The 24630-nt window shown below is 68.6% G+C and carries 21 protein-coding genes; 13 read left to right on the plus strand and 8 right to left on the minus strand.

Translation table 11 applies throughout. From position 1 onward, the window contains the following. Positions 1–63 precede the first annotated feature (63 nt). Positions 64–1308, plus strand: a complete 1245-nt coding sequence (locus GGQ97_RS05165; protein WP_168067944.1) for a putative DNA modification/repair radical SAM protein — start codon at positions 64–66, stop codon at positions 1306–1308. 44 nt (positions 1309–1352) lie between these two features. Continuing rightward, a complete protein-coding gene (locus GGQ97_RS05170; protein WP_168067945.1) occupies positions 1353–2885 on the plus strand; it encodes a UdgX family uracil-DNA binding protein in 1533 nt (510 codons plus the stop codon). Here GGQ97_RS05170 and GGQ97_RS05175 read toward each other — a convergent pair. The 4 genes from GGQ97_RS05175 to GGQ97_RS05190 form a co-directional block, all read right to left on the minus strand. Further along, positions 2882–4984, minus strand: coding sequence for a TonB-dependent siderophore receptor (locus GGQ97_RS05175; protein WP_168067946.1), 2103 nt, complete (start codon positions 4982–4984; stop codon positions 2882–2884). The genes GGQ97_RS05170 and GGQ97_RS05175 overlap by 4 nt on opposite strands. 132 nt (positions 4985–5116) lie before the next feature. Then, on the minus strand, positions 5117–8521 hold the full coding sequence (locus tag GGQ97_RS05180) for a chromosome segregation SMC family protein (RefSeq protein ID WP_168067947.1): 3405 nt from the start codon (positions 8519–8521) through the stop codon (positions 5117–5119). 52 nt (positions 8522–8573) lie between these two features. After that, complete coding sequence (locus tag GGQ97_RS05185) at positions 8574–9317, minus strand: thioredoxin domain-containing protein (protein ID WP_168067948.1); 744 nt, start codon at positions 9315–9317, stop codon at positions 8574–8576. Continuing rightward, positions 9314–9874 (minus strand): DUF721 domain-containing protein, encoded by a 561-nt coding sequence (locus tag GGQ97_RS05190; RefSeq protein ID WP_168067949.1) that lies wholly within the window; start codon positions 9872–9874, stop codon positions 9314–9316. Before GGQ97_RS05190 ends, GGQ97_RS05185 begins: the two co-directional genes overlap by 4 nt. 27 nt (positions 9875–9901) lie before the next feature. Between GGQ97_RS05190 and GGQ97_RS05195 the strand changes: the two genes are divergently transcribed. The 3 genes from GGQ97_RS05195 to GGQ97_RS05205 all read left to right on the plus strand — a co-directional run bounded on the left by GGQ97_RS05195 (position 9902) and on the right by GGQ97_RS05205 (position 12512). Then, positions 9902–10888: an A/G-specific adenine glycosylase gene (locus tag GGQ97_RS05195; protein WP_168067950.1), complete on the plus strand. Its 987-nt coding sequence runs from the start codon at positions 9902–9904 to the stop codon at positions 10886–10888. Next, on the plus strand, positions 10878–11723 hold the full coding sequence (nudC, locus tag GGQ97_RS05200; RefSeq protein ID WP_168067951.1) for an NAD(+) diphosphatase: 846 nt from the start codon (positions 10878–10880) through the stop codon (positions 11721–11723). Before GGQ97_RS05195 ends, nudC begins: the two co-directional genes overlap by 11 nt. A 66-nt stretch (positions 11724–11789) precedes the next feature. Continuing rightward, the gene (locus GGQ97_RS05205) at positions 11790–12512 is read left to right on the plus strand and encodes a c-type cytochrome (protein WP_168067952.1); all 723 of its coding nucleotides are present in this window, start codon (positions 11790–11792) and stop codon (positions 12510–12512) included. Positions 12513–12578: 66 nt separating this feature from the next. Here GGQ97_RS05205 and GGQ97_RS05210 read toward each other — a convergent pair whose 3' ends face one another. Continuing rightward, entirely contained in the window at positions 12579–13460 is an 882-nt protein-coding gene (locus tag GGQ97_RS05210; protein WP_168067953.1) for an LOG family protein, read from the minus strand. A gap of 203 nt (positions 13461–13663) precedes the next feature. Between GGQ97_RS05210 and GGQ97_RS05215 the strand changes: the two genes are divergently transcribed. From GGQ97_RS05215 to GGQ97_RS05225, 3 genes are all read left to right on the plus strand, one after another. Further along, positions 13664–15226 (plus strand): peptide chain release factor 3, encoded by a 1563-nt coding sequence (locus tag GGQ97_RS05215; protein WP_245198058.1) that lies wholly within the window; start codon positions 13664–13666, stop codon positions 15224–15226. Positions 15227–15463: 237 nt separating this feature from the next. Next, positions 15464–16186, plus strand: a complete 723-nt coding sequence (locus tag GGQ97_RS05220; RefSeq protein WP_168067955.1) for a hypothetical protein — start codon at positions 15464–15466, stop codon at positions 16184–16186. 39 nt (positions 16187–16225) lie between these two features. Beyond that, positions 16226–17410, plus strand: coding sequence for an alpha-hydroxy acid oxidase (locus GGQ97_RS05225; protein WP_168067956.1), 1185 nt, complete (start codon positions 16226–16228; stop codon positions 17408–17410). Here GGQ97_RS05225 and sdhA read toward each other — a convergent pair. From sdhA to sdhC, 3 genes are read right to left on the minus strand one after another with little or no spacing between them, the layout of a single operon-like run. After that, positions 17385–19187, minus strand: coding sequence for a succinate dehydrogenase flavoprotein subunit (gene sdhA, locus GGQ97_RS05230; RefSeq protein ID WP_168067957.1), 1803 nt, complete (start codon positions 19185–19187; stop codon positions 17385–17387). The two genes, GGQ97_RS05225 and sdhA, sit on opposite strands and share 26 nt — an antisense overlap. Before the next feature lie 6 nt (positions 19188–19193). Further along, positions 19194–19619: a succinate dehydrogenase, hydrophobic membrane anchor protein gene (gene sdhD, locus GGQ97_RS05235; protein ID WP_168067958.1), complete on the minus strand. Its 426-nt coding sequence runs from the start codon at positions 19617–19619 to the stop codon at positions 19194–19196. After that, the gene (gene sdhC / locus GGQ97_RS05240; protein WP_425338708.1) at positions 19616–19963 is read right to left on the minus strand and encodes a succinate dehydrogenase, cytochrome b556 subunit; all 348 of its coding nucleotides are present in this window, start codon (positions 19961–19963) and stop codon (positions 19616–19618) included. Before sdhC ends, sdhD begins: the two co-directional genes overlap by 4 nt. A gap of 242 nt (positions 19964–20205) precedes the next feature. Between sdhC and GGQ97_RS05245 the strand changes: the two genes are divergently transcribed. From GGQ97_RS05245 to GGQ97_RS05265, 5 genes are all read left to right on the plus strand, one after another. Continuing rightward, positions 20206–21531 (plus strand): methyl-accepting chemotaxis protein, encoded by a 1326-nt coding sequence (locus GGQ97_RS05245; protein WP_168067960.1) that lies wholly within the window; start codon positions 20206–20208, stop codon positions 21529–21531. Between the two features lie 50 nt (positions 21532–21581). Further along, the gene (locus tag GGQ97_RS05250) at positions 21582–22280 is read left to right on the plus strand and encodes an SDR family NAD(P)-dependent oxidoreductase (protein ID WP_168067961.1); all 699 of its coding nucleotides are present in this window, start codon (positions 21582–21584) and stop codon (positions 22278–22280) included. After that, on the plus strand, positions 22270–23181 hold the full coding sequence (gene bla / locus GGQ97_RS05255) for a subclass B3 metallo-beta-lactamase (RefSeq protein ID WP_168067962.1): 912 nt from the start codon (positions 22270–22272) through the stop codon (positions 23179–23181). The genes GGQ97_RS05250 and bla overlap by 11 nt, the downstream gene beginning before the upstream one ends. After that, positions 23178–24056 (plus strand): 50S ribosomal protein L11 methyltransferase, encoded by an 879-nt coding sequence (locus GGQ97_RS05260; RefSeq protein ID WP_342448456.1) that lies wholly within the window; start codon positions 23178–23180, stop codon positions 24054–24056. The genes bla and GGQ97_RS05260 overlap by 4 nt, the downstream gene beginning before the upstream one ends. A gap of 78 nt (positions 24057–24134) precedes the next feature. Continuing rightward, positions 24135–24593: a DUF2314 domain-containing protein gene (locus GGQ97_RS05265; RefSeq protein ID WP_168067963.1), complete on the plus strand. Its 459-nt coding sequence runs from the start codon at positions 24135–24137 to the stop codon at positions 24591–24593. Positions 24594–24630 lie beyond the last annotated feature (37 nt).

Genomic DNA, 24630 nt, shown 5'->3' on the forward strand with positions numbered 1-24630 from the left:
CTCAAGCCCCGGAAAAAGCGGGGAAAGCTTGCCTTCGCCGGGCCGTGAACATATACCGAACAAATGGCTCAGCTCGACACTCGCGAGAAACTGGCGATCCTCGCGGACGCGGCCAAATATGATGCCAGCTGCGCGTCGTCGGGCACGTCCAAGCGGAACAGCGTGGGCGGCAAGGGGATCGGGTCGACCGAGGGCATGGGCATCTGCCACGCCTATGCTCCCGACGGGCGCTGCATCTCGCTGCTGAAGATCCTGCTGACCAACAGCTGCATCTTCGATTGCCATTATTGCATCAACCGCAAGAGCTCGAACGTGCGGCGCGCGCGCTTCACCGCGCAGGAAGTCGTCAACCTGACCCTGGCCTTCTACAAGCGCAATTACATCGAGGGGCTGTTCCTCTCCTCGGGCATCATCGCTTCGTCCAACTACACGATGGAGCAATTGGTCGAGGTCGCGCGGTCGCTGCGCGAGGACCATGATTTCCGCGGCTATATCCACCTCAAGACGATTCCCGACGCCGACCCCGAACTGGTGCGGCTTGCCGGCCTCTATGCCGACCGAATCTCGATCAACGTCGAGCTGCCGACCGCCAAGGGGTTGCAGCGCCTCGCCCCCGAAAAGAGCGAGCCGCAGATCGAGGGCGCGATGCTTGGCATGAAGGGCGCGATCGAGGACGGCCGGGACGCCCGCAAGAAGTACAAGTCGGCGCCCAACTTCGCGCCGGCGGGGCAGTCGACCCAGATGATCATCGGCGCCGACGCCGCCACCGATGCGGACATCGTCGGCAAGGCGAGCACCCTGTACGATCGCTTCAGCCTGCGCCGGGTCTATTACTCTGCCTTCTCCCCGATCCCCGATGCCAGCGCGGTGCTGCCGCTGCAGCGCCCGCCGCTGATGCGCGAACATCGCCTCTACCAGTCGGACTGGCTGATGCGCTTCTACGGCTTCAAATCGGAGGAAGTCGTCAGCGCGGCGGACGATGGCGGGATGCTGCCGCTCGACATCGACCCCAAGCTGGCATGGGCACTGAAGTATCGCGAATATTTCCCGGTCGACGTCAACAAGGCCAGCCGCGAACAATTGCTGCGCGTTCCGGGGCTCGGGACCAAGGCGGTGCAGCGGATCCTGCGGTCGCGCCGGTTCCGGAACTTCACGCTCGACGACGTGGCGCGGCTGACCGTCAGCATCGCCAAGATGCGCCCGTTCATCATCACCAGTGACTGGCGCCCGACGCTGCTGACCGACAAGGCCGACCTCAAGCGCTGGATCAAGCCCGAGAAGCATCAGCTCGAGCTGTTTGCAGCCTAAAGGCCGGGTCGTGGCCCAACAGCCCGCTGAAGCGTTTCCCGGCCATGAGTGACGCCAACGGCCGCTTCGGCAACAGCGCCGACCTTTTCGACAGCCGCCTTGGGCCAGGCGGCCGCGCCGGCGTGCTCCTGCCCGACGGGCCGCAGATCGACCCGCTCAAGATCACCCTCGACCAGCCCGACGATTTCGACGGCTGGCGTGATGCGGCGCGCGAGCTGGTCATGGCCGGCGTGCCCCCGATGAGCGTGGTATGGCAGGTCCGGGGCGAGGACGGCGAGCTGTTCGGCAGCGAAGGCGCGGTGCCGCCGCCGTCGGGGGAGCCGATGTTCTCGGTTCCCAAGCCCTTCATCGACATGGCCAAGGCGGCGATCTGCCATTCCGACCCGCAGCGCTTCGCCCTGCTTTACGTCCTGCTGTGGAAGCTCAAGGCCAATCGCCGCGCGCTGGACGATCGCGCCGATCCGCTGGTCGACCGGCTGGAGAAGCTGGCCAAGGAAGTGCGCCGCGACGCGCACAAGATGCACGCCTTTGTCCGTTTTCGCGAAGTGGCGGAGGAGGGCGACACCCGCTTCGTCGCCTTTTTCGAGCCCGACCATCACATCGCCCGGCGGGAAGCGGGCTTCTTCGTTCGCCGCTTCTCCACCATGCGCTGGTCGATCCTGTCGCCCGAGGTCTCGATCCATTGGGATCCGGCGACCGACACGCTGAGCGAAGGGCCGGGTGCGAGCCGGTCCGATGCCCCCGACGGCGACCCGCTGGAGGAGACCTGGCGGACCTATTATTCCAGCATCTTCAATCCGGCGCGCCTCAAAGTGAAGGCGATGCTGAAGGAGATGCCGAAGAAATATTGGCACAACATGCCGGAAACCTCGCTGGTCGCGCCGCTGATCGCGGGGGCCCGGGCACGGGAGCTGGAGATGATCGAACGAGCTCAGGCCAATTTGCCGCAGGCGGAGGCGCCGCGGCCCGGCGGCAACATCGAGGGGGCGTGGGCGGCGCTGCGCGAGGAGGCGAAGGGCTGCACGCGCTGCGACCTCCACCGCTGCGCCACCCAGACGGTGTTCGGCGAAGGGCCGCTCAACCCGCGGATCTTCTTCGTGGGCGAGCAGCCGGGCGACCAGGAGGATCTCGCCGGGCGGCCGTTCGTCGGGCCGGCCGGGCAATTGTTCGACGCGGCGCTGGAGAAGGTGGGTATCGACCGTTCGACCACCTACGTCACCAATGCCGTGAAGCACTTCAAGTTCGTGCTGCGGGGCAAGCAGCGGATCCACTCCAGGCCCGACACCGCCGAGATCGACGCCTGCCGCTGGTGGCAGGAGCAGGAACGCGCGATCATCCGGCCGCCGCTGACCGTGGCGCTGGGGGCGACCGCGGCGCGCTCGCTGACCGGCAAGACGCTGACCATCTCGAAGGTACGCGATGCGCCGCTGACGCTGGCCGACGGAAGTGAATGCTGGGTGACGGTGCACCCCAGCTTCCTGCTCCGCATTCCCGAAGAAGCGCGCCGCCGCGAGGAGCGGGCGCGCTTCGTCGAGGATCTGGAGCGGATCAGGGACCGCGCGGCGGCGCTCGCCTAGAATTCCGCCTTGAGGCTGAGGCGGGCCGTGCGCGGGGCGCCGGGCGCGATGTTGTTGTCGTTGTGCGCGGTCGGGAAATAGTCGCGGTCGGTGAGGTTCTCGACGTTCAGCTGCGCCTCGATGCCGGGAACCAGCTTGTAGTAAAGCGCGCCGTCGAGCCGGGCGTAGCCGGGCAGCACGGTGGCGGTGCTGGCGAGCGAGGCGGTGCTCTTCGACCGGGCGAGCAGGCCAAGCCCGGCAGCGAAGGCCTTACTGGCCTGATACTTGGTCCACAGCGAGAAACTGTGGCGCGGGACCAGCGGCACGCTGCGGCCGGCCGGGGCGGCGCTGGTGGTGCGACGAATCTCGCTGTCCTGCAGCGCATAGCCCGCCGACAGCTGCAGCCGCGCTGCGATGCTCCGCTCCAGCCCCAGTTCGAACCCGCGGGTGCGGGTGGCGCCGGTCAGCAGGTTGGGCAGGCCGACCACCGGGTTGGGCGCCTGCGTGTTGCTGCGGTCGAGCTGGTAGATGGCCGCGGTGGCGAGCAGGCCGTCGAGCAATTCCCACTTGGCGCCGGCTTCGATGTTGTCGAACCGCTCGGGTTTCAGCGCGGCGGTGGTCTGGGTCAGGCCGCCGAACTGGTCGCCCGACTGGGGCAGGTAGGAGCGCGAATAGCTGGTGTAGACGCTGAGATTGCGGTTGGGTTTCAGCACCAGCCCGAGCCGCGGGGAAACCAGATTGTCGGTTCGGGCGAAGGTCGGGACGCCGGCGCGCTCGTCATCGATCGACAGGCGGAAGCGGTCGAAGCGAATGCCGGCGACCAGCTCGACCCAGTCGGTCGGCTTGAGCTGGGTCTGGGCATAGCCCGCGGCGACGGTGGCGCGGGTGCGATTGTCGGCGTCGGTGGCGGAGCGGAAATATTCGATCCGCCGCGCGGCGGTCGGCTGATCGAGGGTAACCGAGCCGTTGGCATCGAGGAAGCGGGCCGACAGGCGCTGATTGCGGCTGGTCTGGCGGCCGAGCTCGAACCCGAACAGCCAGGTCTGGTCGATCCCCGCAAGGCTTCCGTCCCACACGAGGTCGGTCTGGCTGATGAGGTTCCGGCGGTCGTTGCGGCTGTTGTAGGCGCCAAGGTTGACCGCGCCGGTCGCGCTGACCGCGCTGCTCGGGAAGACGTTCGAATAGAACTTGTCATAGTCCGCGACCTGCGTGCGGTTGCGCAGCAGGAGGTTGTCGCCAAACTTCTGCTCGACACCAAGGCTGGCGATCTGGACGTCGGCATCGCTGATGCTGTTGGCGGGATCGCCGAAGAAGGCGTTGTCATAGCCTTCCAGCGGCCGGCCCCCGCGCGAGGGGATGCCGCGGTCGGTGGTTCGGCGGTCGTGGAAAAATTCGTAGGAAAGGTCGACGCGAGTGTCCGAGCCAGGCTGCCAGCCGAGCGTCGGATTGACGCCGTAGCGCTTCAACTTGGTGAAATCGCGGAAGCTGTCGCCATGCTCCCACACGCCGTTGACGCGCAGCCCGAGCGCGCCGGCCAGGCGGACATTGTCATCGGCGGTGACGCGGGTGCCGCCCTCGCTGTCATGGCTGAGAATGAACTGGCGATCATTCTTGAGGCTGGCGCGCTTGGTGACGCGGTTGATGACGCCGCCGCCGCCGCCGCGACCGAAGATCATCGCATTGGGGCCCTTCAGCACCTCGACCCGGTCGAGATTGTAGAAATCGCGGAAATATTGCGCGTCGTCGCGCAGGCCGTCGACGAAGAAATCGGCGGTGGTGTTGTTGCCGCGAAGGGTCAGCTGGTCGCGATTGGCCTCGCCGGTGCCGGGAGTCGCGCCGGGGACGAACATCAGCAGATCGGCTACCGAGCGCAGCGACTGGTCCTCAATCTGGGCTTCGGACACGACCGAGATGGCCTGTGGGATGTTGCGCAGCGGGGTGACGGTGCGGGTGCCGGTGATGGTCGACCTGACCCCATATTCGTCGCGGCTGCCGGTCACCACGATGACCTGGGCGGCGTCCTGCTCGGCCGCCGAGAGGTTCTCGTCAGCGGCGAAGGCGGCCGTGCCGGGGACGACGAAAAGGGTTGCGCCAGCGAGGGCGCGAGCAAGGCATCGCACGCTTGAATTCCTTTGAAACAGGGATCGTTTCGGTTCGATCCTGCTAAAGCTAATGCGAGTTATTCGCAACAACCCGCGACGCTGTCATCGCGATTGTTCATCTGTGCGCAAGCTTTGATCGCTCCCGGCGATCTATTCGGCGGCGAGCAGTTCCTCGGCGGCGCCGAGATCGACCGAGACGATCCGGCTGACTCCCTGCTCGACCATGGTCACGCCAAACAGGCGATGCATCCGGCTCATCGTGACCGCATTGTGCGTGACGATGAGGTAGCGGGTGTCGGTTTCCGCCGTCATCCGGACCAGGAGATCGCAGAAGCGTTCGACGTTGGCGTCGTCGAGCGGCGCGTCGACCTCGTCCAGCACGCAGATCGGCGAGGGGCGGGTCAGGAACAAAGCAAAGATCAGGGCCACCGCGGTAAGCGCCTGTTCGCCGCCCGACAGCAGCGACAGCGAGGAGAGTTTCTTGCCCGGTGGCTGGGCCATGATCTCGAGGCCCGCTTCGAGCGGATCGTCGCTGTCGATCAGCGCGAGATGGGCCTGGCCGCCGTTGAAGAGGGTGGTGAACAGGCTGCGGAAGTGGCGGTCGACCGCTTCGAAGGCGGACAGCAGCCGCAGGCGGCCCTCGCGGTTGAGACTGCCGATGGAGCCGCGCAGGCGGTTGATCGCCTCGTGCAGCTCGTCGCGCTCGGCGGCACCCTGGAGACGGCTTTCCTCGAGCTCGGCAAGTTCCTGCTCGGCGACGAGATTGACCGGGCCGATCCGCTCGCGATCGGCGGTGGCGCGTTCGAGCGCGGCGCTTTCGTCCGACGCGGCGGCGAGGTCGTCGGCGTCGAAGCCGAGTCGCTGCGGCAACAGCGGCGGGGGACATTCGAACTTCTCGCCCGACACGCGGCCATATTCGATCCGGCGCGCGACCTGTGCTTCGGAGCGAGCGGCGGCGGCGGCGCGGCGTTCGCGGGCGTCGGCCATGGCCTCGTTGGCGCGGGCGAGCGCGGCTCCGGCCTCCGCGACGACCTGCTCGGCCTCGCGCTCGGCATTGAGCGCCGCGCCGAGGAGGGCGCTCGATCCTGCCACGGCCCGCTCGGTCCGCGCGACATCGGCGGTCAGTCGCTCTGGCTCGGGTTCAAGCGCGCTGCGTTCGGAGGCGATCCGCTTGGCCCGGCCGGCGACATCCTCGGTCCTGCGGGCCGCGGCGCCCGCGCGTTCGCGCCACGCGGCCTGCTCCCCCGCGGCGGCGAGTTGCCGTTCGCGGTCGGTCGCCGCGGCCCGGGCGGCGGTGGCGAGGTCGGCACGGCGCTCGGCAAGGAGGCGCCCTTGCTCGGCAGCCCGGGTACGGGCCTCACCCACTTCGTCGGCAAGCAGGTCCTCGGCGGGAAGCGCGCCAAGGGTTGCCTCGGCGTCGCGCACGGCGGCGGTTGCGGCCGCAAGCACCGGCGCAAGCTCCTCCATCCGCGCCGTCAGTGCACCGCGCTGCTGACCCTGCCGTTCGGCCGCCGCCGCAGCCCCGTCTTCGTCGCGGCGGCGCTGGCGAAGCGTCGCCTCGGCGGTCGCAAGCGCCGCCCGTGCAGTGTCCACGGCGCGGCCGGCAGCGGCAACGCGGGTCGCGGCCTCGGCCTGCGCGGCGGTGGCCGCTTCCAGCGCAATCACCAGCGCGGGAAGCTCGCGGCGGAGGGTGGCAAGGCGGTTGACGCGGGCGAGCCGTTCGGCGGTCGCGGCGCCCGACCCCTTGCTGACGAAACCATCCCAGCGCCTGACTTCCCCGGAGCGCGTGACGAGCCGCTGGCCGGCTTGCAGGGGCTGGCCTTCGTCGACCTCGACTATGCCGACCTGCTGCAATCTCCGGGCGAGTTCGGGCGGGGCGTCGACTTGGTCGGACAAGGGTGAGATGCCGGGCGGCAATTGGGGGTCGCCCGGGTGCGGCTCGGCACCGGTCCAGCCACGATCGCCATCCTTTCCCAACGGTGCGCCGAGATCGTCCCCGAGGGCGGCGGCAAGCGCCTTCTCATAGCCGGCCGCGACCGTCAGCGAGGCAAGGACGCCGCGCCCGGGGGATGCCACCAAGGCCTTGTCCAGTGCCGCGGCTTCGCTTGCCGCTGCGCCATGCGCGGTGCGGGCCTGGGCCATGGCGAGATCGGTCTCCTCGCGGGCGGCGGCGGCTTCGCCCCGCTCATGCTCGGCGGCTGCGATGGCCTGCTCGGCGGCGGTGCCGGCGACGGCGGCGGCGGCGGTTGCGCTGCGGGCCGCGGACAGGGCGGCCGCCAGTGCGTCGTCGCTTCCCAGCGCGGCCAGCGAACGGTCGAGGCTGTCGCGTTCCTGCGTCAAGCGCTGGAGGTGGCTGCGCGCGGCATTGAGGGCAGCGCCCGCGACCTGGCGTTCGGCCCGAAGCGCCGCCTCGCGGGTCAGCAGCCCGGCCAGCGCAGCCTCGCTTGCGCGATTGTCCTCCTCGGCGCGGGACAGGGCGATGACGAGCGCGGATTGGCGGCTTTCCCCGTCCGCGAGCCGCGCAGCGATCGCCTCCATCTCCGCGGTGAGCGTCGCGATGGCGTTGTCGGCGTCCACCGCGAGGGCGATTTCGCGGTCGCGTTCCTCGCCGAGCTGGGCCGACAGCCGGCCGAGTTCGACCAGCCGGCGGCGGGCGGTGTCGAGCGCGGCGCGGGCGGTCGCGAGCTTGTGGGCGAGGGTCTGGCCTTCCTCGCGGGCGCGGGCGGCGGCCTGCCGGCGGTCGGCCACCAGCGCGACCGCCGAGGCCTGCGCGGCCTGCGCCTGCTCCAGCGCGCGCGTCAGCGAGGCGACCTCGGCCATCGCGGCGTCGGCTTCCTTGCCGGCGGCGACGGCGGCGGAATCGGCCTCCTTCCAGCGGCTGTAGAGGAGGCGCCCCTCGGCCAGGCGGATCCGCTCGGTCAGCGCGCGGTAACGCTCGGCGGCACGCGCCTGCCGCTTCAACGCCGCGACGCGCTGTTCCTGGTCGCCGAGCAGTTCGTCCAGCCGCTGGAGATTGGCCTCGGTCGCGCGAAGCCGGGTTTCGGCGTCCTTGCGGCGAACGTGGAGCCCGGCGATTCCCGCGGCTTCCTCCAGCATCTGCCGCCGTTCGGCCGGGCGGGCGGCGATCATCGCGCCGATCCGGCCCTGGCTGACGAGTGCGGGGCTGTGCGCACCGGTGGCGGCGTCCGCGAACAGCAGGGCGACGTCCTTCTGGCGGACGTCGCGGCCGTCGACCCGGTAGGCCGAGCCCGCGCCCCGTTCGATCCGCCGGGTGACCTCAGCCTCGCCTTCCGGACCGCGGTCGAGCAGCAGCGATACCTCGGCGAAGTCGCGGGCGGGCCTGCTGGCGGTGCCGGCGAAGATCACGTCTTCCATGCCGCCGCCGCGCAGGGATTTGGGGCTGCCTTCGCCCATCACCCAGCGCAGCGCTTCGAGGAGGTTCGACTTGCCGCAGCCATTGGGGCCGACGACACCCGTCAGCCCCGGCTCGATCCTCAGTTCGGCCGGCTCGACGAAGCTCTTGAAGCCCGTCAGCGAAAGGCGCCGGAACCGCATGGCGTCGTGGTCATTCCCCCGGATCTAAACGCGCCTGACCCTCAGCCGAAGGTCATTGCGCGGCCTTGATCGCAGCCTCCAGCGCGTCCCAATTGCCCTGGTTCGGGGTCGGCTTTACTTCCTCGCCGTCGACGAGGAAGGTCGGCGTGCCCGGAATGTCGTAGGTGGACGAGGCGTCGCTGTTCATCTGCACGATGCGGTCGATCTCGGCCTGGTTGGCGAGGCACTGGCTGGTCTTGCCCGACGGCAGGCCGCGCTGTGCCGCCCATTCCTGGACCCCGGCGAGCTGCGCCATGCGGCTGAATTGCTGGGCGGGCGCAAGGCTCTGCAGCTGGGCGAGCTGGTCCTGCGGAACCGCCTGGATCCGGTCAAAGAAGCTCTTCTGGTCGGCATAGATGCCGTTGGTAAGCGTGAAGAACTGCGGGGTCGCGCCGGCGCAGCGGGTGACCAGCGAGATGGCGATGTCGAGCGGGTCACGCACGAAGTTGCGGAATTCGAAGCTGACGTTGCCGGTCTTCACATAATTGTCGACCAGCTTGGCTTCGTCCTTGGTCGCGAATTCGGCGCAGACGTGACAGGTCATCGACCCGAACTCGACCACCTTCACCTTGGCTTGGGGATTACCCATCAGCATCCCGCCCTCGGTGGTTGCGGAGACGAGCTTGGACCAGTCGCCATTGGGCGCCTGGACAGGGGCCGCGGCGGGGTTGTCGTTCTGGGCCGCAGGCTCCTGCTTGCAGGCGGTCGTGCCAAGAGCCAGCAGACTGGCGGCCACGGCGAGGCTAAGCTTGTTCATACGTCCTGATCACTCCGAAGCGGGCGTGGTTTAAGGGAAAAGGGTGCTGGCACGACCGTCGGCGGTCCGTCCGCCGCGGCGATCTTGCCGGCGAGATTCTCCAGCATGGTGCGAAGTTCAAGGTCCGGTATCTCGCGCAGGCCCTGGCCGAGTTCGCGGGGAACCGGCGCCGGGGCGGGGCGGGCGGGCTTTGCGCTCGGCCTAGGCCTGCCGCCCTGGCGGAAGACGACCTTCACCACCGCTTCATAGCCGAAGAATTGGTTGACCCGCTCCATGATCATCGGCGCGAGATGCTGGAGCAGGGGCGCGTGCGCGCCATCGACCGCAAGGGTCAGCGTCCCGCCGCTTTTCTTGCCGGCTGGGAAGCGGATCGATTCGGGGGTCGAGACCCTGGCGTAGCGTTCGCCGACGATCTCGGTCCAGCGCGAGACGACCGCGCCCTGGACGAAGCCGAACTTCTTGAACGCCATGCCGCCGACGCCGAGCGCGAGGTCGCCCGCGGCGCGCATACGGCCGGAGCGGGGCGCTTCCTCGGGGTCGGGCTTTTTCTTCGACATTGCAGCGGCTCATGCCATAGGCCGCGGATGGACGCTACCGCGGCGAACCTCCTGCTCGAGCATCATCGCCGTCATGCCCGCGACCTGCCCTGGCGGATGACCCCGCGCGATCCCTATCGGACATGGCTGAGCGAGGTGATGCTGCAGCAGACCACCGTCGCCACGGTGACCCCGCGCTTTCTCCGCTTCGTCGAGCGCTGGCCGACGGTGGAGGCGCTCGCGGCGGCGGCCGACGAGGAGATATTGGGTGAGTGGGCGGGGCTCGGCTATTACGCCCGCGCCCGCAACCTCATCGCCTGCGCCCGCGCGGTCGCTGCGCGCGGCGGCTTTCCGGCGACCGAGGCGGGGCTGCGGGAGCTTCCGGGGCTTGGTGCCTATACCGCCGCTGCAGTCGCTGCGATCGCGTTCGGCGAGGATGCGGCGGCGATCGACACCAATGTCGAGCGGGTCGCTGCGCGGGTGTTCGCGATCGGCGACCGAAAGGCGGCGGGCGAAGCGGCGAAGGGCTGGTTCCCGCCCGGCCACCACGGCGACTTTGCCGAGGCGCTGATGGACCTCGGGTCGAGCCTCTGCCGCCCCAAGGTCCCGAACTGCGCGGCCTGCCCGATCAACGCCCATTGCCGCGCGTGGGCGCTCGGCTGTCCCGAGGCGTTTCCGCACCCGAAGGTGAAGAAGGAGCGGCCGCACCGCTTCGGCGTCGCCTGGTGGGCCCGTCGCCGCGACGAGGTCTGGCTGGTGCGGCGACCTGCCAGGGGGCTGCTCGGCGGGATGGCGGCGCTGCCCGGGGAGGAGTGGTGCGAGGAGCGGCCGTCGGTGAACCCGATCGCCATCCACCGCCACGGCTTCACCCATTTCACCCTCGACCTGATGGTGGTGCCCTGCGCCGAGCCGCCACCGGGCGAGGGGTGGTGGCAGCCGGTTGCGGCGCTTGGGCAGGCGGGCCTTCCGACGCTCTACCGGCGTGCGATCGAAGCCGCGCTCGGCGCAGAACGGGAGCCACGACTTGCCGCCTGAAATCTTCTTTGCAGGGCCAGGGATCGACCGCGCCGACGCGCTGCGGGGGGAGCCGGGCCGGATCGAGGCGCTTGCCCGGAGCCCCGACGCACGCCAGCTGATGTGGGCCGACGGGCTTCCCGCGCTGGACGGCGAAGGCCGGCTTTGCTGGGAGCCGGTGACCGAGCCCGCGCTGTTCCTCGGCCTCGACGGGGAGCAGGCGTGTTTCTCGCCGGTGGCGGCCGGGGGCGGCGACCTGCGCGCGCAGTTCGGGACACTGGGGCATCTGTCGCCGAGCGAGGCGCCGCTGTTCGCTGCGGCGGTCAGCCTCGCCACCTGGCATCGCCGCCACGGCTATTGCGCCAATTGCGGAAGCGTCAGCGCGATCGTGCGCGGCGGGTGGTCGCGGCAGTGCGGAGCGTGCGGGGCCGAACATTATCCGCGGGTCGATCCGGTAGTGATCATGCTTGCTGAAAAGGACGGGCGGGTGCTGCTGGGCCGCCAGCCGCGCTTCCCGTCGGGCCGCTACTCGGCACTGGCCGGATTCGTCGAGGTGGGCGAAAGCATCGAAGCGGCGGTTGCGCGCGAAATGCTGGAGGAAGCGGGGGTGCGGGTGACCGACGTTCGCTACGTTGCGAGCCAGCCCTGGCCCTTCCCTTCCTCCCTGATGATCGCCTGCCTGTCCACCACCGCCGACGAGGCGATCACCATCGATACGACCGAGCTGGAGGATGCGCGCTGGTTCAGCCGGGCGGACGTCGAGGCGGCGATGGCGGGGGATCCGGAGGCGGCTTTCGTGGCCCCGCCGCCCTTTGCGATCGCGCACAGCCTTCTGGCCCACTGGCTGGCCGCTTGAAGAAGCGTCGCCACGCCCTTAAAGGGGCGCCAGAATTCCCTCCGATCGGACGCAAAAAGACCTCTCATGCAGGACAATAACAACACCATCGCCGGCTGGGTGCTGTTCGCCGGGATCGTCGCGCTTGGCGGCACCCTGGCTTCGGGCATCGTCTTTCATGGCGAGCGGCCCGAGACCATGGGCTATCCGATCGAGGGCGTGGTCGAGGAAGGCGCCGGCGGCGCCGAGGCCGAGCAGCCGATCGAATTCTACCTCGCCAGTGCCGACGCCGCCAAGGGCGCGGACGTGTTCAAGAAGTGCCAGGCCTGCCACACGGTGGAGAAGGGCGCGGCCAACGGCCTCGGTCCCAACCTGTGGTCGGCCTACGGCAAGCCGCATGGCCACGTGCCCGGCTTCGCCTATTCGGACGCGCTCAAGGGCGTTCCGGGCGTGTGGGACTGGAAGAGCATGAACGAGTGGCTCACCAACCCGAAGAAATATGCGCCGGGCACCAAGATGACCTTTGCCGGCCTCAGCAACCCCGAGGACCGGGCCAATGTCATGGCCTTCCTCAACAGCAAGAGCGACGCGCCGTTGCCGTTGCCGGCGGCGCCGGCCGCCTCGACCCCGGGCGCGGCCGAGGACAAGGCTGCAAGCGAAGCCGACGACGCCGGCGCGCAGAAGGCCGAGAACGAGCCGGTGCTGACCGAGCAGGAAGCCCAGAAGGGCGGCATCGCCAACATCCGCGGCGAAGGCGCCCCCAAGGTGACCGCTCCCGGGACCACGGCGAGCCCTGCTCCCAAGCAGTAAGCTTCGCATCCACGACAAGAAAAAAGGGCTCCGGCGGCAAACCGGAGCCCTTTTTCGTGGGCGGTCCTATTCGGCCGCGGCCTTGGCCTCTTCCCTGGCGTAATAGTCGCAGACGTGGCCCCAGCCTTCTTCGGCGGTTTCGCACCAGGTGAGGAGGTCGAGGTCGCGTTCGGAGATGACGCCTTCCTCGACCAGCGCCGGGAAGTTCACCACCCGCTCCCAGAACTCGCGTCCGTAGAGGAGGATGGGGAGCGGGCGGACCTTGCCGGTCTGGATCAGGGTTAGCAGCTCGAACATCTCGTCGAAGGTGCCGAATCCGCCCGGGAACACCGCCACCGCGCGGGCGCGGAGCAGGAAGTGCATCTTGCGCAGCGCGAAATAGTGGAACTGGAAGCTCAGCGACGGGGTCACGTAGGGATTGGGCAACTGCTCGTGCGGAAGCACGATGTTGAGCCCGATGCTCTCCGCGCCGACGTCCTGCGCGCCGCGGTTGGCGGCTTCCATGAACGAGGGACCACCGCCCGAGCAGACCACGAAGTGACGCTGGCCGTCCTCGTCGCGGTCGGTCTTGCTGACGAGCTGCGCGAGTTCGCGCGCGACGTCGTAGTAACGCGACTTGGCGACCAGCCGCTCGGCGATCACCCGCTCCTTGTCGGTGCGGGCGGCGGCGAGCAGCGCCTGCGCCTTGACCGGCTCGGGCACGCGGGCCGAACCGTAGAAGACGAAGGTCGAGCCGATCTTCTGTTCGTCGAGGAACAGTTCGGGTTTCAAAAGCTCCAGCTGGAAACGCACGGGCCTGAGGTCCGGGCGGAGCAGGAAGTCCTTGTCCTGGAAGGCGAGGTCATAGGCCGCATGTTCGGTCTGCGGGCTGGACGGGATGTGCTTGGCAGCTTCGGCGTCGACCTTGGCGTCGGGAAAGATGCGCTTGGGGGGTACTGGATCAGTCATAAGCGGTCGCGCTTAGCCGAGGTGGCGGCGTTTCCCAAGGGGGCGAGGTCGCACGCCCCTTCGTTTCGCGGCCCACTTGCACTAAATGGCCGCAAACAGAATCACCCGGCCCCGAAGGGCCGGGCAGGAGCGCCTTCTTGAACCTTGAAACCAACTCCCTCGGCGACGCCGTTCGCAGCGGCGGCGACACCGCCTTCAGCGCGCTGGAGCGGCGGACCTTTGCGATCATCTCCCACCCGGACGCCGGCAAGACCACGCTGACCGAAAGCCTGCTCCACGCCGCCGGCGCGGTGCACGAGGCGGGCGAGGTCAAGGCGCGGGGCGACCGGCGGCGGGCGCGGTCGGACTGGATGAAGATCGAGCAGCAGCGCGGCATCTCGGTCACCAGCTCTGTAATGACCTTCCAGCGGGGCGACATCCTGTTCAACCTGCTCGATACGCCGGGGCACCAGGACTTCAGCGAAGACACCTACCGCACGCTGACCGCGGTCGATTGCGCGATCATGGTGATCGACGCCGCCAAGGGCATCGAGCCGCAGACCCGCAAATTGTTCGAGGTCTGCCGCATCCGCAACGTGCCGATCGTCACCTTCGTCAACAAGGTCGACCGCGAGGGCAAGAGCCCGTTCGAACTGCTCGACGAGATCGCCGAGGTGCTCCAGCTCGACGTCTCCCCGCAGAACTGGCCGACCGGGATCGGCGGGCTGTTCCACGGCCTGTACGACCTGCGCCGCAAGGCCCTGCTGGTCGCCGACCGCAGCGACGGCGTGGTGCCGGGACGCTGGGTCGATGCGGCGGGGGTCGATGATCCCGCCATCGCCGGGGTCATTCCCGCCGACGCGGCGGCAAGCCTGGCCGAGGAAGGCGGGCTTGCGCTGGCTTCCTATTCCGAATTCGATCGCGCGGCGTTCCGGGCCGGCGACCTGACCCCGGTGATCTTCGGCAGCGCGCTGCGCGGCTTCGGGATCGAGCAATTGCTCGACATCCTCGCCGACGACGGCCCCCCGCCGCAGCCGCAGCCCGCGCGGCCCGCGCCGATCAGCCCGGACGAGCCGCGGCTGACGGGCTTCGTGTTCAAGGTGCAGGCCAACATGGACCCCAACCACCGCGACCGGGTGGCGTTCGTGCGGATCTGTTCGGGCAAGCTGACGCGCGGCATGAAAGTGCTCAACAGCCGCGGCGGCAAGGCGCTGGCGCTGCACAACCCGATCACCTTCTTCGCGCGCGACCGCGAGCTGGCGCATGGCGCGGTGGCCGGCGACATCGTCGGCATCCCCAACCACGGCACCTTGCGCGTCGGCGACACGCTGACCGAGAAGGGCGAGACCGTATTCACCGGCCTGCCCGACTTCGCGCCCGAAATCCTGCGCCGGGTGCGACTGAGCGATCCGCTCAAGGTCAAGCAGATGCGGCGCGGCCTCGCCGACCTGGCCGAGGAGGGCGTCATCCGCCTGTTCAAGCCGGCGCTCGGCTCGGCCTGGATCGTGGGCGTGATCGGCGAGCTGCAGCTGGACGTGCTGCAGACCCGGCTGGAGCAGGAATATGGCGCCAAGCTGGAGTTCGAACCCTCGCCCTACGAGGTCGCGCGGTGGGTCCGGGCCGACGATCCGGCCGAGCTCAAGAAGCTGACCGAAGCGCTGCGGTCGAACATGGCGGAGGACCAGGACGGGGTGCCGGTGCTGCTGATGCGCAATGCGTGGGAGCATGGGCGGTTCGAGCAGGAATGGCCCGCGATCACCTTCAGCGCGGTGCGCGAACGGAGCTGAGCCAAAGCCCGTAGCCGGAACCATCAGGCGGCGCACACGCTCCTCCTTCAAAGGAGAACATTCATGTTGCGACGCCTGCTGATGACCTTTGGTCTGAGTTATCTGATGAAGCGCCTTGCCGGGGGCCGCCGTCCCGGCGTCCGCCGTTACTAGAAGACATCGTCACTCCCGGCGCGGCCATAGTGCTGCGCCGGGAGGTGCTTTCGGGTTTAGTCGCGGGAGAGCCGGGTGCGGTTCATGGATCTGAGTTCATGGCACGGCATCCTGGTTTCGATCGGCGGCCTGGCGCTGGTGACGCTGATCGGCGTCGGGATCCGCCTGCTGGTGATGATGACCATCCAGCAGCGCCGCGAGCGGATGAACCGCCAGATCAACGAACGACTGCGGACGTTGATCGCCGCTTACCGGACATTGGGCGGCTCGTTCACCGGCGATCTTGCGGTCGATCCGTCGCATCTGCGCGACCTGCGTCAGCCGGCGATCGATGCCGATGGCGATGGCACGCCCGATCGCGCAGTCGACCTGTCGCCCGAGGCCCTGGGATCGGATCGGTCACGTCGGATCCGTGATGCGGTCGAGGCGTCGCTGGCCGATATCCTTCTGCTGGGCACGGACGAGCACGTCCGGCTGGCCGAGCGCGCCGCGAGCGAACTGGTGGCGGGGCGCAAGGTGCATACCCATGAGCTGGTGGTGGCGCTGCGCGATTATGTCCGTGAGGCGCTTCAGCTCGATCCCATCCCGAGCGACGTCGCGGCATCGATTCCCTTCCAGGGGCCGACGCGGCCGGCCAGCAGCGGCGGCAAGGGTCGGGGCGGCGGTGACGGCGAGCGCGGCGGTGGCGGCGGCCGTGGTGGCGGCGGCATGGGCATGGGCGGCGGCATGGCCGTTGGCGGCATCGGTCTCGGGGTCGGCGCCGGCGCGGCGGTTGAGAGCGGGAGCGACGAGCGCCCTTCCGGCTGACCCTTTCTCTTGGACGTTTCCGTCGGCTAGGCTTGGCAAATGGGCAGGACAGGGCGGCTTTCACGCGTCAACAACATCGCCGATCTCAGGATGCTGGCGCGGCGGCGGCTGCCGCGGCCGATCTTCGATTATATCGATGGCGGTGCCGACGACGAGGTGAGCCTCGCGCGGAACAGCTCGGCGTTCGCGGATTATGAGATCGTGCCCGATGTCCTGACCGACGTGTCGCGGATCGAGACCGGCGCGACCCTGTTCGGCGAGGCGGTGGACTGGCCGCTGATGCTGGCGCCGACCGGCCTGACTCGGATGTTCCATGACGGTGCCGAACTCGCGGTCGCGCGGGCGGCGGCGCGGCATGGCCTGCTCTACAGCCTGTCGACGCTCGGCACGACGCGGCTGGAGGATCTCGCCGCGGCGTTCGGAGGGCCGAAGGTCTTCCAGATCTACATCTTCAAGGATCGCGGGCTGACCGCCGAGTTCGTCGCGCGGTGCAAGGCGGCGGGTTTTCATGGCCTCGCGCTGACGGTCGACACGCCGGTCGCGGGCAACCGGGAACGGGACCGGGTCAACGGCCTCTCGCTGCCACCACGGCTGACGCTCAAGTCATTCTTGAGCTTTGCCGCGCATCCGGGCTGGTCCTTGCCCGCGCTGCGCGGGTCGAAATTCGACTTTGCCAACGTCAGCCACAAGGTGGACGCGCTGGCGGGCGGGCCGATGAGCCTGTTCGATTATATCGGCGGGCAGTTTGATCGCAGCCTCACCTGGAAGGACGTCGAGTGGCTGGCGGCGGAGTGGGGCGGCCCGCTAGCGATCAAGGGGCTGATGACGCCCGAGGACGCCAGGCGCGCGATCGCGTCGGGGGCGAGCGGGGTAATGGTGTCGAACCATGGCGGGCGCCAGCTCGATGGAGCACCGGCGCCGGTCGACCAAGTCGCCGCGGTGCGCGATGCATTGGGCGACGGGCCGGATGTCATCTGCGACGGCGGGATCCGGCGCGGGTCGGACGTGGTCAAGGCGCTGGCGCTGGGCGCGACGGCCTGCTCGGTCGGTCGGCCTTACCTCTATGGGTTGGCCGCCGGCGGCGAGGCCGGGGTCGACCGCGCGCTGACCCTGCTGCGCGAGGAGTTCGAGCGGACGCTGGCGCTGGCCGGGGTCAACGATATCGCCCGGCTCGAGCGCCGCCACGTGCGGCCGCTGCTTAGTAGACCCGCGCCTTGGGCTTGATGTAGCCGATCTCGTCGGTGAGCGTGTAGTCGTGAACCGGGCGGTAGTCGATCTTGACCCCGCCGCCGGTGCCGCCCCAGCCATCGAACCAGGCGATGGTGTGCTTCATCCAACCCGCGTCGTCGCGGTCGGGGAAGTCCTCGTGCATGTGCGCGCCGCGGCTTTCCTTGCGGTTGCTGGCGCTGTGCATGGTGACGACCGCCTGGCCGAGCATATTGTCGAGCTCCATCGTCTCGACCAGGTCGGTGTTCCAGATCAGGCTGCGGTCGGTGACTTTCACGTCGTTCAGGCCGCGATAGATGGCGTCGATCTTGCCGACGCCCTCGGCAAGCGTGCGCTCGGTGCGGAACACAGCGCAGTCGGCCTGCATCGTGCGCTGCATGTCGTTGCGGAGCTGGGCGGTCGGAGTCGAGCCGTCGGCGTGACGGAACCTGTCGAGGCGGGTCAGCGAGAGGTCAGCGCTGTCGCCCGGAAGCAGCTTCTGCGCGGCGCTGGGCTTCAGGATCTCGCCGAGGCGAAGGCCCGCGGCGCGGCCGAACACCACGAGGTCGATCAGGCTGTTGGAGCCGAGGCGGTTGGCGCCGTGGACGCTGACGCAGGCCGCTTCGCCGACCGCGAACAGGCCGGGGACGACGCTGTCGGGCTCGCCATCCTTCAGGGTGACGACTTCGCCGTGATAGTTGGTCGGGATGCCGCCCATGTTGTAATGGACGGTCGGCGTGACCGGGATCGGTTCGCGGGTCATGTCGACGCCGGCGAAGATCTTGGCGGTCTCGGTGATGCCGGGCAGGCGCTCGGCCAGGATCTTCGGGTCGATATGGTCGAGGTGAAGGAAGATGTGATCCTTCTCCTTGCCGACGCCGCGGCCTTCGCGGATTTCCATCGCCATCGAGCGCGACACGACGTCGCGGCTGGCGAGGTCCTTGGCCGACGGGGCGTAGCGTTCCATGAAGCGCTCACCGGCGGAGTTGGTGAGGTAGCCGCCTTCGCCGCGCGCGCCTTCGGTGATGAGGACGCCCGCGCCGTAGATGCCGGTCGGGTGGAACTGGACGAATTCCATGTCCTGCAGCGGCAGGCCGGCGCGGAGCACCATCGCATTGCCGTCGCCGGTGCACGTGTGCGCCGAGGTGGCGGAGAAATAGCAGCGGCCGTAGCCGCCGGTCGCAAGCACGACCGCCTGCGCGCGGAAGCGGTGGATCGAGCCATCTTCCATACAGAGGGCCATGAGGCCGCGGCATTCGCCGTCGACCATGATCAGGTCGAGCGCGAAATATTCCACGAAGAAGTCGGCGTCGTAGCGCAGGCTCTGCTGGTAGAGCGTGTGCAGCATCGCGTGGCCGGTGCGGTCGGCGGCGGCGCAGGTGCGCTGCGCGGCGGGGCCTTCGCCCATGTTCTGCGTCATGCCGCCGAATGCGCGCTGGTAGATCTTGCCTTCATCAGTGCGGCTGAACGGGAGGCCGGCATGTTCCAGCTCGTAGACCGCAGCCGGGGCTTCGCGGCAGAGATATTCGATCGCGTCCTGGTCGCCGAGCCAGTCGGAGCCCTTGACGGTGTCGTACATGTGCCAGGTCCAGTGGTCCGGGCCCATGTTGCCGAGCGACGCGGCGATCCCGCCCTGCGCGGCGACGGTGTGGCTGCGGGTCGGGAAGACCTTGGTGACGCAGGCGGTCTTCAGGCCCTTTTCGGCCGCGCCCATGGTGGCGCGCAGGCCCGCGCCGCCAGCGCCGACGACAACGACGTCATAGACATGATCGATGATCTGGTAGGCGGCACTCATGGGGGATCAGGCTCCGAACGCGATGCGGGCGAGGGCGAACAGGGCGAATGCCCCGGCCCCTACATGTAGGAAGAGGCTGACGATGTGCCACGTCATGCGGCCGCCTTCGTCACCCTGGTAATCGTCGACCACCACCTTCACGCCTTCGAGGCTGTGCTCGAAGCAGAGGTAGGTGAACAGCGCCATCGGCACGAAGCCGAACGGACCCGACAGCCAGGCGGTCAGGGTCGACTGGTCGAAGTCGGGCAGCAGCAGCAGCGAGACCAGGAACCAGGTGCCGAGCAGGAGCAGGGCGGCGCTCGACACGCGCTCCTTGATCCAGTGCTCGCCGCCGTGGCCGGCCGAGCCAAGGCCACGCACGCGGCCGAGCGGGGTCTTGCCATCGGGGATGGCGTTGCGCTCGTGCGCGCCCATTTGCTTCGGCCCGGTCATGCGCCCTTCCCCAGCAGAACGGCCCAGAACAGGGCGGTGAGCAGCACGGAGCCGATCATGGTGAGGTAGGCCATGGTCTTGTTGGTCCCGAGTTCGAAGCCGGCACCGATGTCCATGATCAGGTGGCGGATGCCGGACAGGGTGTGCTGGAAGAAGGCCCAGGTCAGCGCGACGAGGCCGACCAGGATCAGCGGCACGGGGCCGAGCTTCCAGCCGAGGAAGCCGGTGAACGTCTCCCACGATCCCGCCCCGCCGGACAGCGCCAGCAGGAACCAGGTCAGCAGGAACAGCCCGCCGACGCTGAGCGCGATTCCGGTGCTGCGGTGGAGGATGGAGACCAGCATGTGCGGACCCCACCGCCAGATGGTGAGGTGGGGCGACAACGGCCTTGCAGTATTACGCGCCATGAGACGGTCGATTGCTCCGGCAAAAGGGGCTGGAATGGATGCGCTTCGCCCTAGGCGGCGGAGCGTTGAGAGGCAAGGCAGTCCAAAGGCCCCGGGACGAGCTCGGCCTAACCGCCTCTTAACCAATGGGGGGCTAGTCCGGCGGCATCACGTTTTCGCGTCGCAGGAGAGCTGTCGCAATGCCCGCCACCCAAGCTAGTCACCAGCGCCGCCTTCGCGCGTTCGATCCGGGCGGCGACCTGCCCCAGCGGTCGGCCGCGCTGTGGACCCTGGTCGAAGGGCATGAGCGCGCGATCGCCCGCAAGTTCTGGGAGCGTTACCGCGAGCATTCGGTCGGATCGCAGACCTTCGACGACGCCAAGCTGGAGCAGCTGGCCGAGCGGATCGTGCCCTATCTGCGCAACAAGTTCCTGCGTCTGACCGAGACCAAGTGGGTCGACACCGCCAAGAGCTATGTTGAGGACGCGATGAGCGCCAACGTATCGCTCACCACCCTGCTGGCCGGCCTGTCGGGGGAAGCCGAGGCGATGGTCGAGGCGATGCGCGGGGTGGTGGACGATTCGGCCGAGCGCGCGGCCGCGGCCCGCACCATCCACGAAGTGAAAATGGTCGAGATTGACGTGTTCGTGGCCCACGCCATCCATTTCCAGGACCAGCGCCACGACGGCGAACGCCAGCAGAAGGCGGAAGAGTTCAACCGCCGCGTGGTGGCCTCGGTCGCCCGCGCCAGCAGCGACAGCGAGATGCTGCGCAGCCAGTCGAGCCAGACCGCCGCGGCGACCCGCGGCATGCTTGGCAAGACCAGCGAAGTCGCAGCAGCGGCCGAACAGTCTGCGGTGGCGATGCGCGAAGCGGCGCACACCGCGGCCGGCCTGATCCGGGCGATCGAGGACGCGCGCTCCGAAGTCGAGATTGCGGCGGGCGTGGCCAGCCGGGCCGGCGACCAGGCCGCCCAGGCGGTCAAGATCAGCCAGGCGCTGTCGACCCATGTCGAAGCGATCGAATCGATCCTCGGCCTGATCCGCGACATTGCGGGCCAGACCAACCTCCTCGCGCTCAACGCCACCATCGAGGCGGCGCGGGCGGGCGACGCCGGGCGCGGCTTCGCGGTCGTCGCCCAAGAAGTGAAGAGCCTCGCCAGCCAGACGGCGCGGGCGACCGACGACATCACCACCAAGATCAGCGCGATCACCGCCGCGACCAAGCAGACGGTGGACGCCAACAGCTCGATCCAGGGCACCGTCGAGGAGGTCGAATCCTCCGCCGACCGGATCCGCCAGGCGATGGAATTGCAGGCCCAGACGGTGACCATGATCACCGCCGCGGTCGACGAAACCGCGCTTGCCGCCGATTCGATGAGCAGCACCATTGCCGCAATCCGTGCCGACACCGAGAATGTCGCCCGCGACATCGACGGGGTGGAGCAGGGCTTCGGCCGCTTCTCCGAACAGATCGGCGAATTCAAGAACGCGACGGCGGAATTCATCTCGAAGTTCGCCGCCTGACGCTGCTGTTGGTCATTGCGGGGCAAGCTTCGCAATGACAGGGAAGGGGGATGAACATCCTCCTCACCGGCGCGAGCCGGGGCATCGGCAAGGCCGCTGCCGACGCGCTCACCGCCGCCGGGCACAACGTCATCGGCACGTCGACCAGGGGCGGTGACGGCCTGATCGCCGCCGACTTCGCCGATCCCGCCGCCGCTTCCGCCTGCTGGGCCGAAGCGGTTCGGCGGGCCGGGCGGATCGACGCGCTGGTCAACAATGCCGGCGTCTATGAAGGCATCGCCGAGGATGCGCCCGAGGCCGAGTGGCAGGCCTCCTGGGCGCGCACGCTGCAGGTCAACCTGCAGGCCGCGGCGGACCTCTGCCGACAGGCGGTCGGACATTTTCAGGCAAATGGCGGCGGTCGGATCGTCAATGTCGCAAGCCGCGCCGGCTATCGCGGCGATTCGCCCCAGCACTGGCATTATGCGGCCTCCAAGGCGGCATTGATCGCGGTGACCAAGACCATTGCGCGCGGCCATGCGGTCGAAGGCATCTATGCCTGGGGCGTGGCGCCCGGCTTCACCGTGACCGAGATGACCGAGGAATATCTCGCCAGCCGGGGCGGGGAAAAGGTGCTGGCCGACATCCCGCTCGGCCGGGTGGCGAGCGCGGCGGAGGTCGGCGAGACGATCCGCTGGCTTGCGACCGAGGCCCCGGCAAGCACCACCGGAAGCGTGATCGACGTCAATGGAGCAAGCTATGTCCGCTAGCCTGATTGCCCTTGCGCTTGCGGCGCAGCAGATCGTGGTGCCGCTGGGCGGCGCAAAGGCCGCGCCCAAATATCCCGCACCTCTGGCCACCGCCGGCCCTGCCTTCGCCCGCGCCTGCGAGGGCCGCGACGGGTGGGACGATGCCGCGCCGCCGGTCCGGGTGCACGGCAACACTTATTATGTGGGCACCTGCGGGATCACCGCGCTGCTGCTGACCAGCAAGGACGGCCACGCGCTGATCGACAGCGGGACAGAGGTCGGAGCCGACCTCGTCGCGGCCAATATCCGCAAGCTGGGTTTCAAGCCGACCGACGTAAAGTGGATCGTCCACAGCCACGAGCATCACGATCATGTCGGCGGGTTCGAGCGGATCCGGGCGCTGACGGGGGGCGATGTGGTCGCCTCCGCCGGGGCCGCTCCGGTGCTTCGGACCGGGATCATCCCCGCCAGCGATCCGCAGTCCGGGATCCTTCCCAAGATGGCGCCGGTGCCGGTGGCGCGGGTGGTTAGGAACGGCGACACGCTGCGGCTGGGCGGGATCCTGCTCAAGGCGATCGAGACGCCGGGGCATACCGCCGGGGCCTTGAGCTGGCAGTGGGTGAGCTGTGACGGGGGCGTGTGCCGGACAATGGTCTATGCCGACAGCATGAGCCCGGTCAGCCGCGACGATTACAAGTTTTCCGCGCATCCGGACCTGATCGCGACCTTCCGCGCAAGTTTCGCCAAGGTCGCGGCGCTGGAGTGCGACATCGTGCTGACGCCGCATCCGTCGGCCAGCAACATGACGGCGCGGTTCGCAGGCAAGGCGGCGCTGTTCGACCCGGCCGGGTGCAGGAATTACGCGGCGGCCAAGACCAAGGGGCTCAACGAGCGGCTGGCCAAGGAGGCCGCGGCGAAGTGAGCTGGCGGGTTACGATTGCGTGCAATCGCGCCGAGGGCGAGGCGGTCGGCAGCATGGAAGAGCCGTTCGGCGATCACCCCAACCCGCCGGTGATCGTTGCCGACGAGCCCGACGAGCATCGCCCCGACGACTGGCGCATCCATGCGTATTTTGAAGAAGCGCCCACCCAGGCCGAGATGACGGCCCTGGCGGGCCTCGCGCGCGGGGAAATGGTGGTCGAGAAGCTCGACGACAATGATTGGGTGACCCGCAGCCAGGCTGGGCTGGAGCCGATCGAGGCCGGGCGCTTCTTCGTCCGCACCCCGGCGCACGAGCCGCGCGAGGGCGCAGCCAACTTCCTGATCGATGCCGGCCTCGCCTTCGGGACCGGGCATCACCACACCACGCGCGGGTGCCTGGCAGCGCTCGACCGGCTGGAGCGGGCAGGCAAGAGGTTCGAGCGGATCGCCGATATCGGGACCGGCACGGGGCTGCTGGCCTTCGGCGCGATGGCGCTGTGGCCCGAGGCAGTCGCCATCGCGACCGACATCGACCCCATCAGCATCGGCGTCACCCGCGACAATGCGGTGCTGAACGGCGTGGCGCTGGGCGAGGGGCCGGGCGAACTCGCGCTGGCTGTGGCCGACGGCATGGCCCACCCGGCACTGGCCGAGCGGGCGCCGTTCGACCTCCTCATCGCCAACATCCTCGCCGGGCCGCTGATCGAACTGGCCGAAGACTTCGTCGCCGCGACCGCACCGGGCGGCACGATTTTGCTGGCAGGACTGCTCGACACGCAGGCCGAAGCGGTCACCGCCGCCTACGTCGAGCGAGGCTGCCGGCTGGTCGAGCCGGGTGAGGGCGAATGGCGGGTGCTGGTGCTGGAGAAGGCCTGAGCGAGTGTCTGCTTGCGCCCCAATGCGGACGTTGAAGGGCGTCTTGCCTTCCCACTTCTGCACGATAACCTCTCGGCCATGAAACTCGCGCTCGCCTTCCTCCTTGCCGCCGTCTCTGCAAGTTCGACAGGTGAGCCCGTCGCAACTTTCACTCAGAGCGACGATCCCGAATTGGCCGCCGCCCGCGCGAAGGCAAGCGCGACGCTACCCGACTTCCTCGCGGTGCTGGACAAGCGCTCGCTCGACACCGGCGGCTATCAGGTCCGCTTCGCGCTCACCCCGACCGAACATATTTGGGTCGAGAATCTCGCGCGTGCCGGCGACAGCCTGACGGGCACTTTGGCCATGAAACCGCTGCGTAGCGGGCACCAGCGAGGCGATCGCGTGACAATTAAGCTCAGCGAGGTAAGCGACTGGGGCTACTGGACCCGCGACAATGTCGCACACGGCTTCCACACCTATCCCATACTGTTCGCCCGGCTACCCAAGGCCGAAGCCAACGCCCGCCGCCGAGAACTCGGCTGGCCGGAACAATAAGCCCTTCGATCTCGCCGACCTGTCCATGGCGGAAATT

This window comes from Sphingomonas kaistensis (assembly GCF_011927725.1).
Classification (GTDB): domain Bacteria; phylum Pseudomonadota; class Alphaproteobacteria; order Sphingomonadales; family Sphingomonadaceae; genus Sphingomicrobium; species Sphingomicrobium kaistense.

Coding starts and splice junctions, on each gene's coding strand:
- GGQ97_RS05165 (WP_168067944.1), top strand. CDS start 64: ATGGCTCAGCTCGACACTCGCGAGAAACTGGCGATCCTCGCGGACGCG.
- GGQ97_RS05170 (WP_168067945.1), top strand. CDS start 1,353: ATGAGTGACGCCAACGGCCGCTTCGGCAACAGCGCCGACCTTTTCGAC.
- GGQ97_RS05180 (WP_168067947.1), bottom strand. CDS start 8,521: ATGCGGTTCCGGCGCCTTTCGCTGACGGGCTTCAAGAGCTTCGTCGAG.
- GGQ97_RS05185 (WP_168067948.1), bottom strand. CDS start 9,317: ATGAACAAGCTTAGCCTCGCCGTGGCCGCCAGTCTGCTGGCTCTTGGC.
- GGQ97_RS05190 (WP_168067949.1), bottom strand. CDS start 9,874: ATGTCGAAGAAAAAGCCCGACCCCGAGGAAGCGCCCCGCTCCGGCCGT.
- GGQ97_RS05195 (WP_168067950.1), top strand. CDS start 9,902: ATGGACGCTACCGCGGCGAACCTCCTGCTCGAGCATCATCGCCGTCAT.
- GGQ97_RS05205 (WP_168067952.1), top strand. CDS start 11,790: ATGCAGGACAATAACAACACCATCGCCGGCTGGGTGCTGTTCGCCGGG.
- GGQ97_RS05210 (WP_168067953.1), bottom strand. CDS start 13,460: ATGACTGATCCAGTACCCCCCAAGCGCATCTTTCCCGACGCCAAGGTC.
- GGQ97_RS05220 (WP_168067955.1), top strand. CDS start 15,464: ATGGATCTGAGTTCATGGCACGGCATCCTGGTTTCGATCGGCGGCCTG.
- GGQ97_RS05225 (WP_168067956.1), top strand. CDS start 16,226: ATGGGCAGGACAGGGCGGCTTTCACGCGTCAACAACATCGCCGATCTC.
- sdhA (WP_168067957.1), bottom strand. CDS start 19,187: ATGAGTGCCGCCTACCAGATCATCGATCATGTCTATGACGTCGTTGTC.
- sdhD (WP_168067958.1), bottom strand. CDS start 19,619: ATGACCGGGCCGAAGCAAATGGGCGCGCACGAGCGCAACGCCATCCCC.
- sdhC (WP_425338708.1), bottom strand. CDS start 19,963: ATGCTGGTCTCCATCCTCCACCGCAGCACCGGAATCGCGCTCAGCGTC.
- GGQ97_RS05245 (WP_168067960.1), top strand. CDS start 20,206: ATGCCCGCCACCCAAGCTAGTCACCAGCGCCGCCTTCGCGCGTTCGAT.
- GGQ97_RS05250 (WP_168067961.1), top strand. CDS start 21,582: ATGAACATCCTCCTCACCGGCGCGAGCCGGGGCATCGGCAAGGCCGCT.
- bla (WP_168067962.1), top strand. CDS start 22,270: ATGTCCGCTAGCCTGATTGCCCTTGCGCTTGCGGCGCAGCAGATCGTG.
- GGQ97_RS05265 (WP_168067963.1), top strand. CDS start 24,135: ATGAAACTCGCGCTCGCCTTCCTCCTTGCCGCCGTCTCTGCAAGTTCG.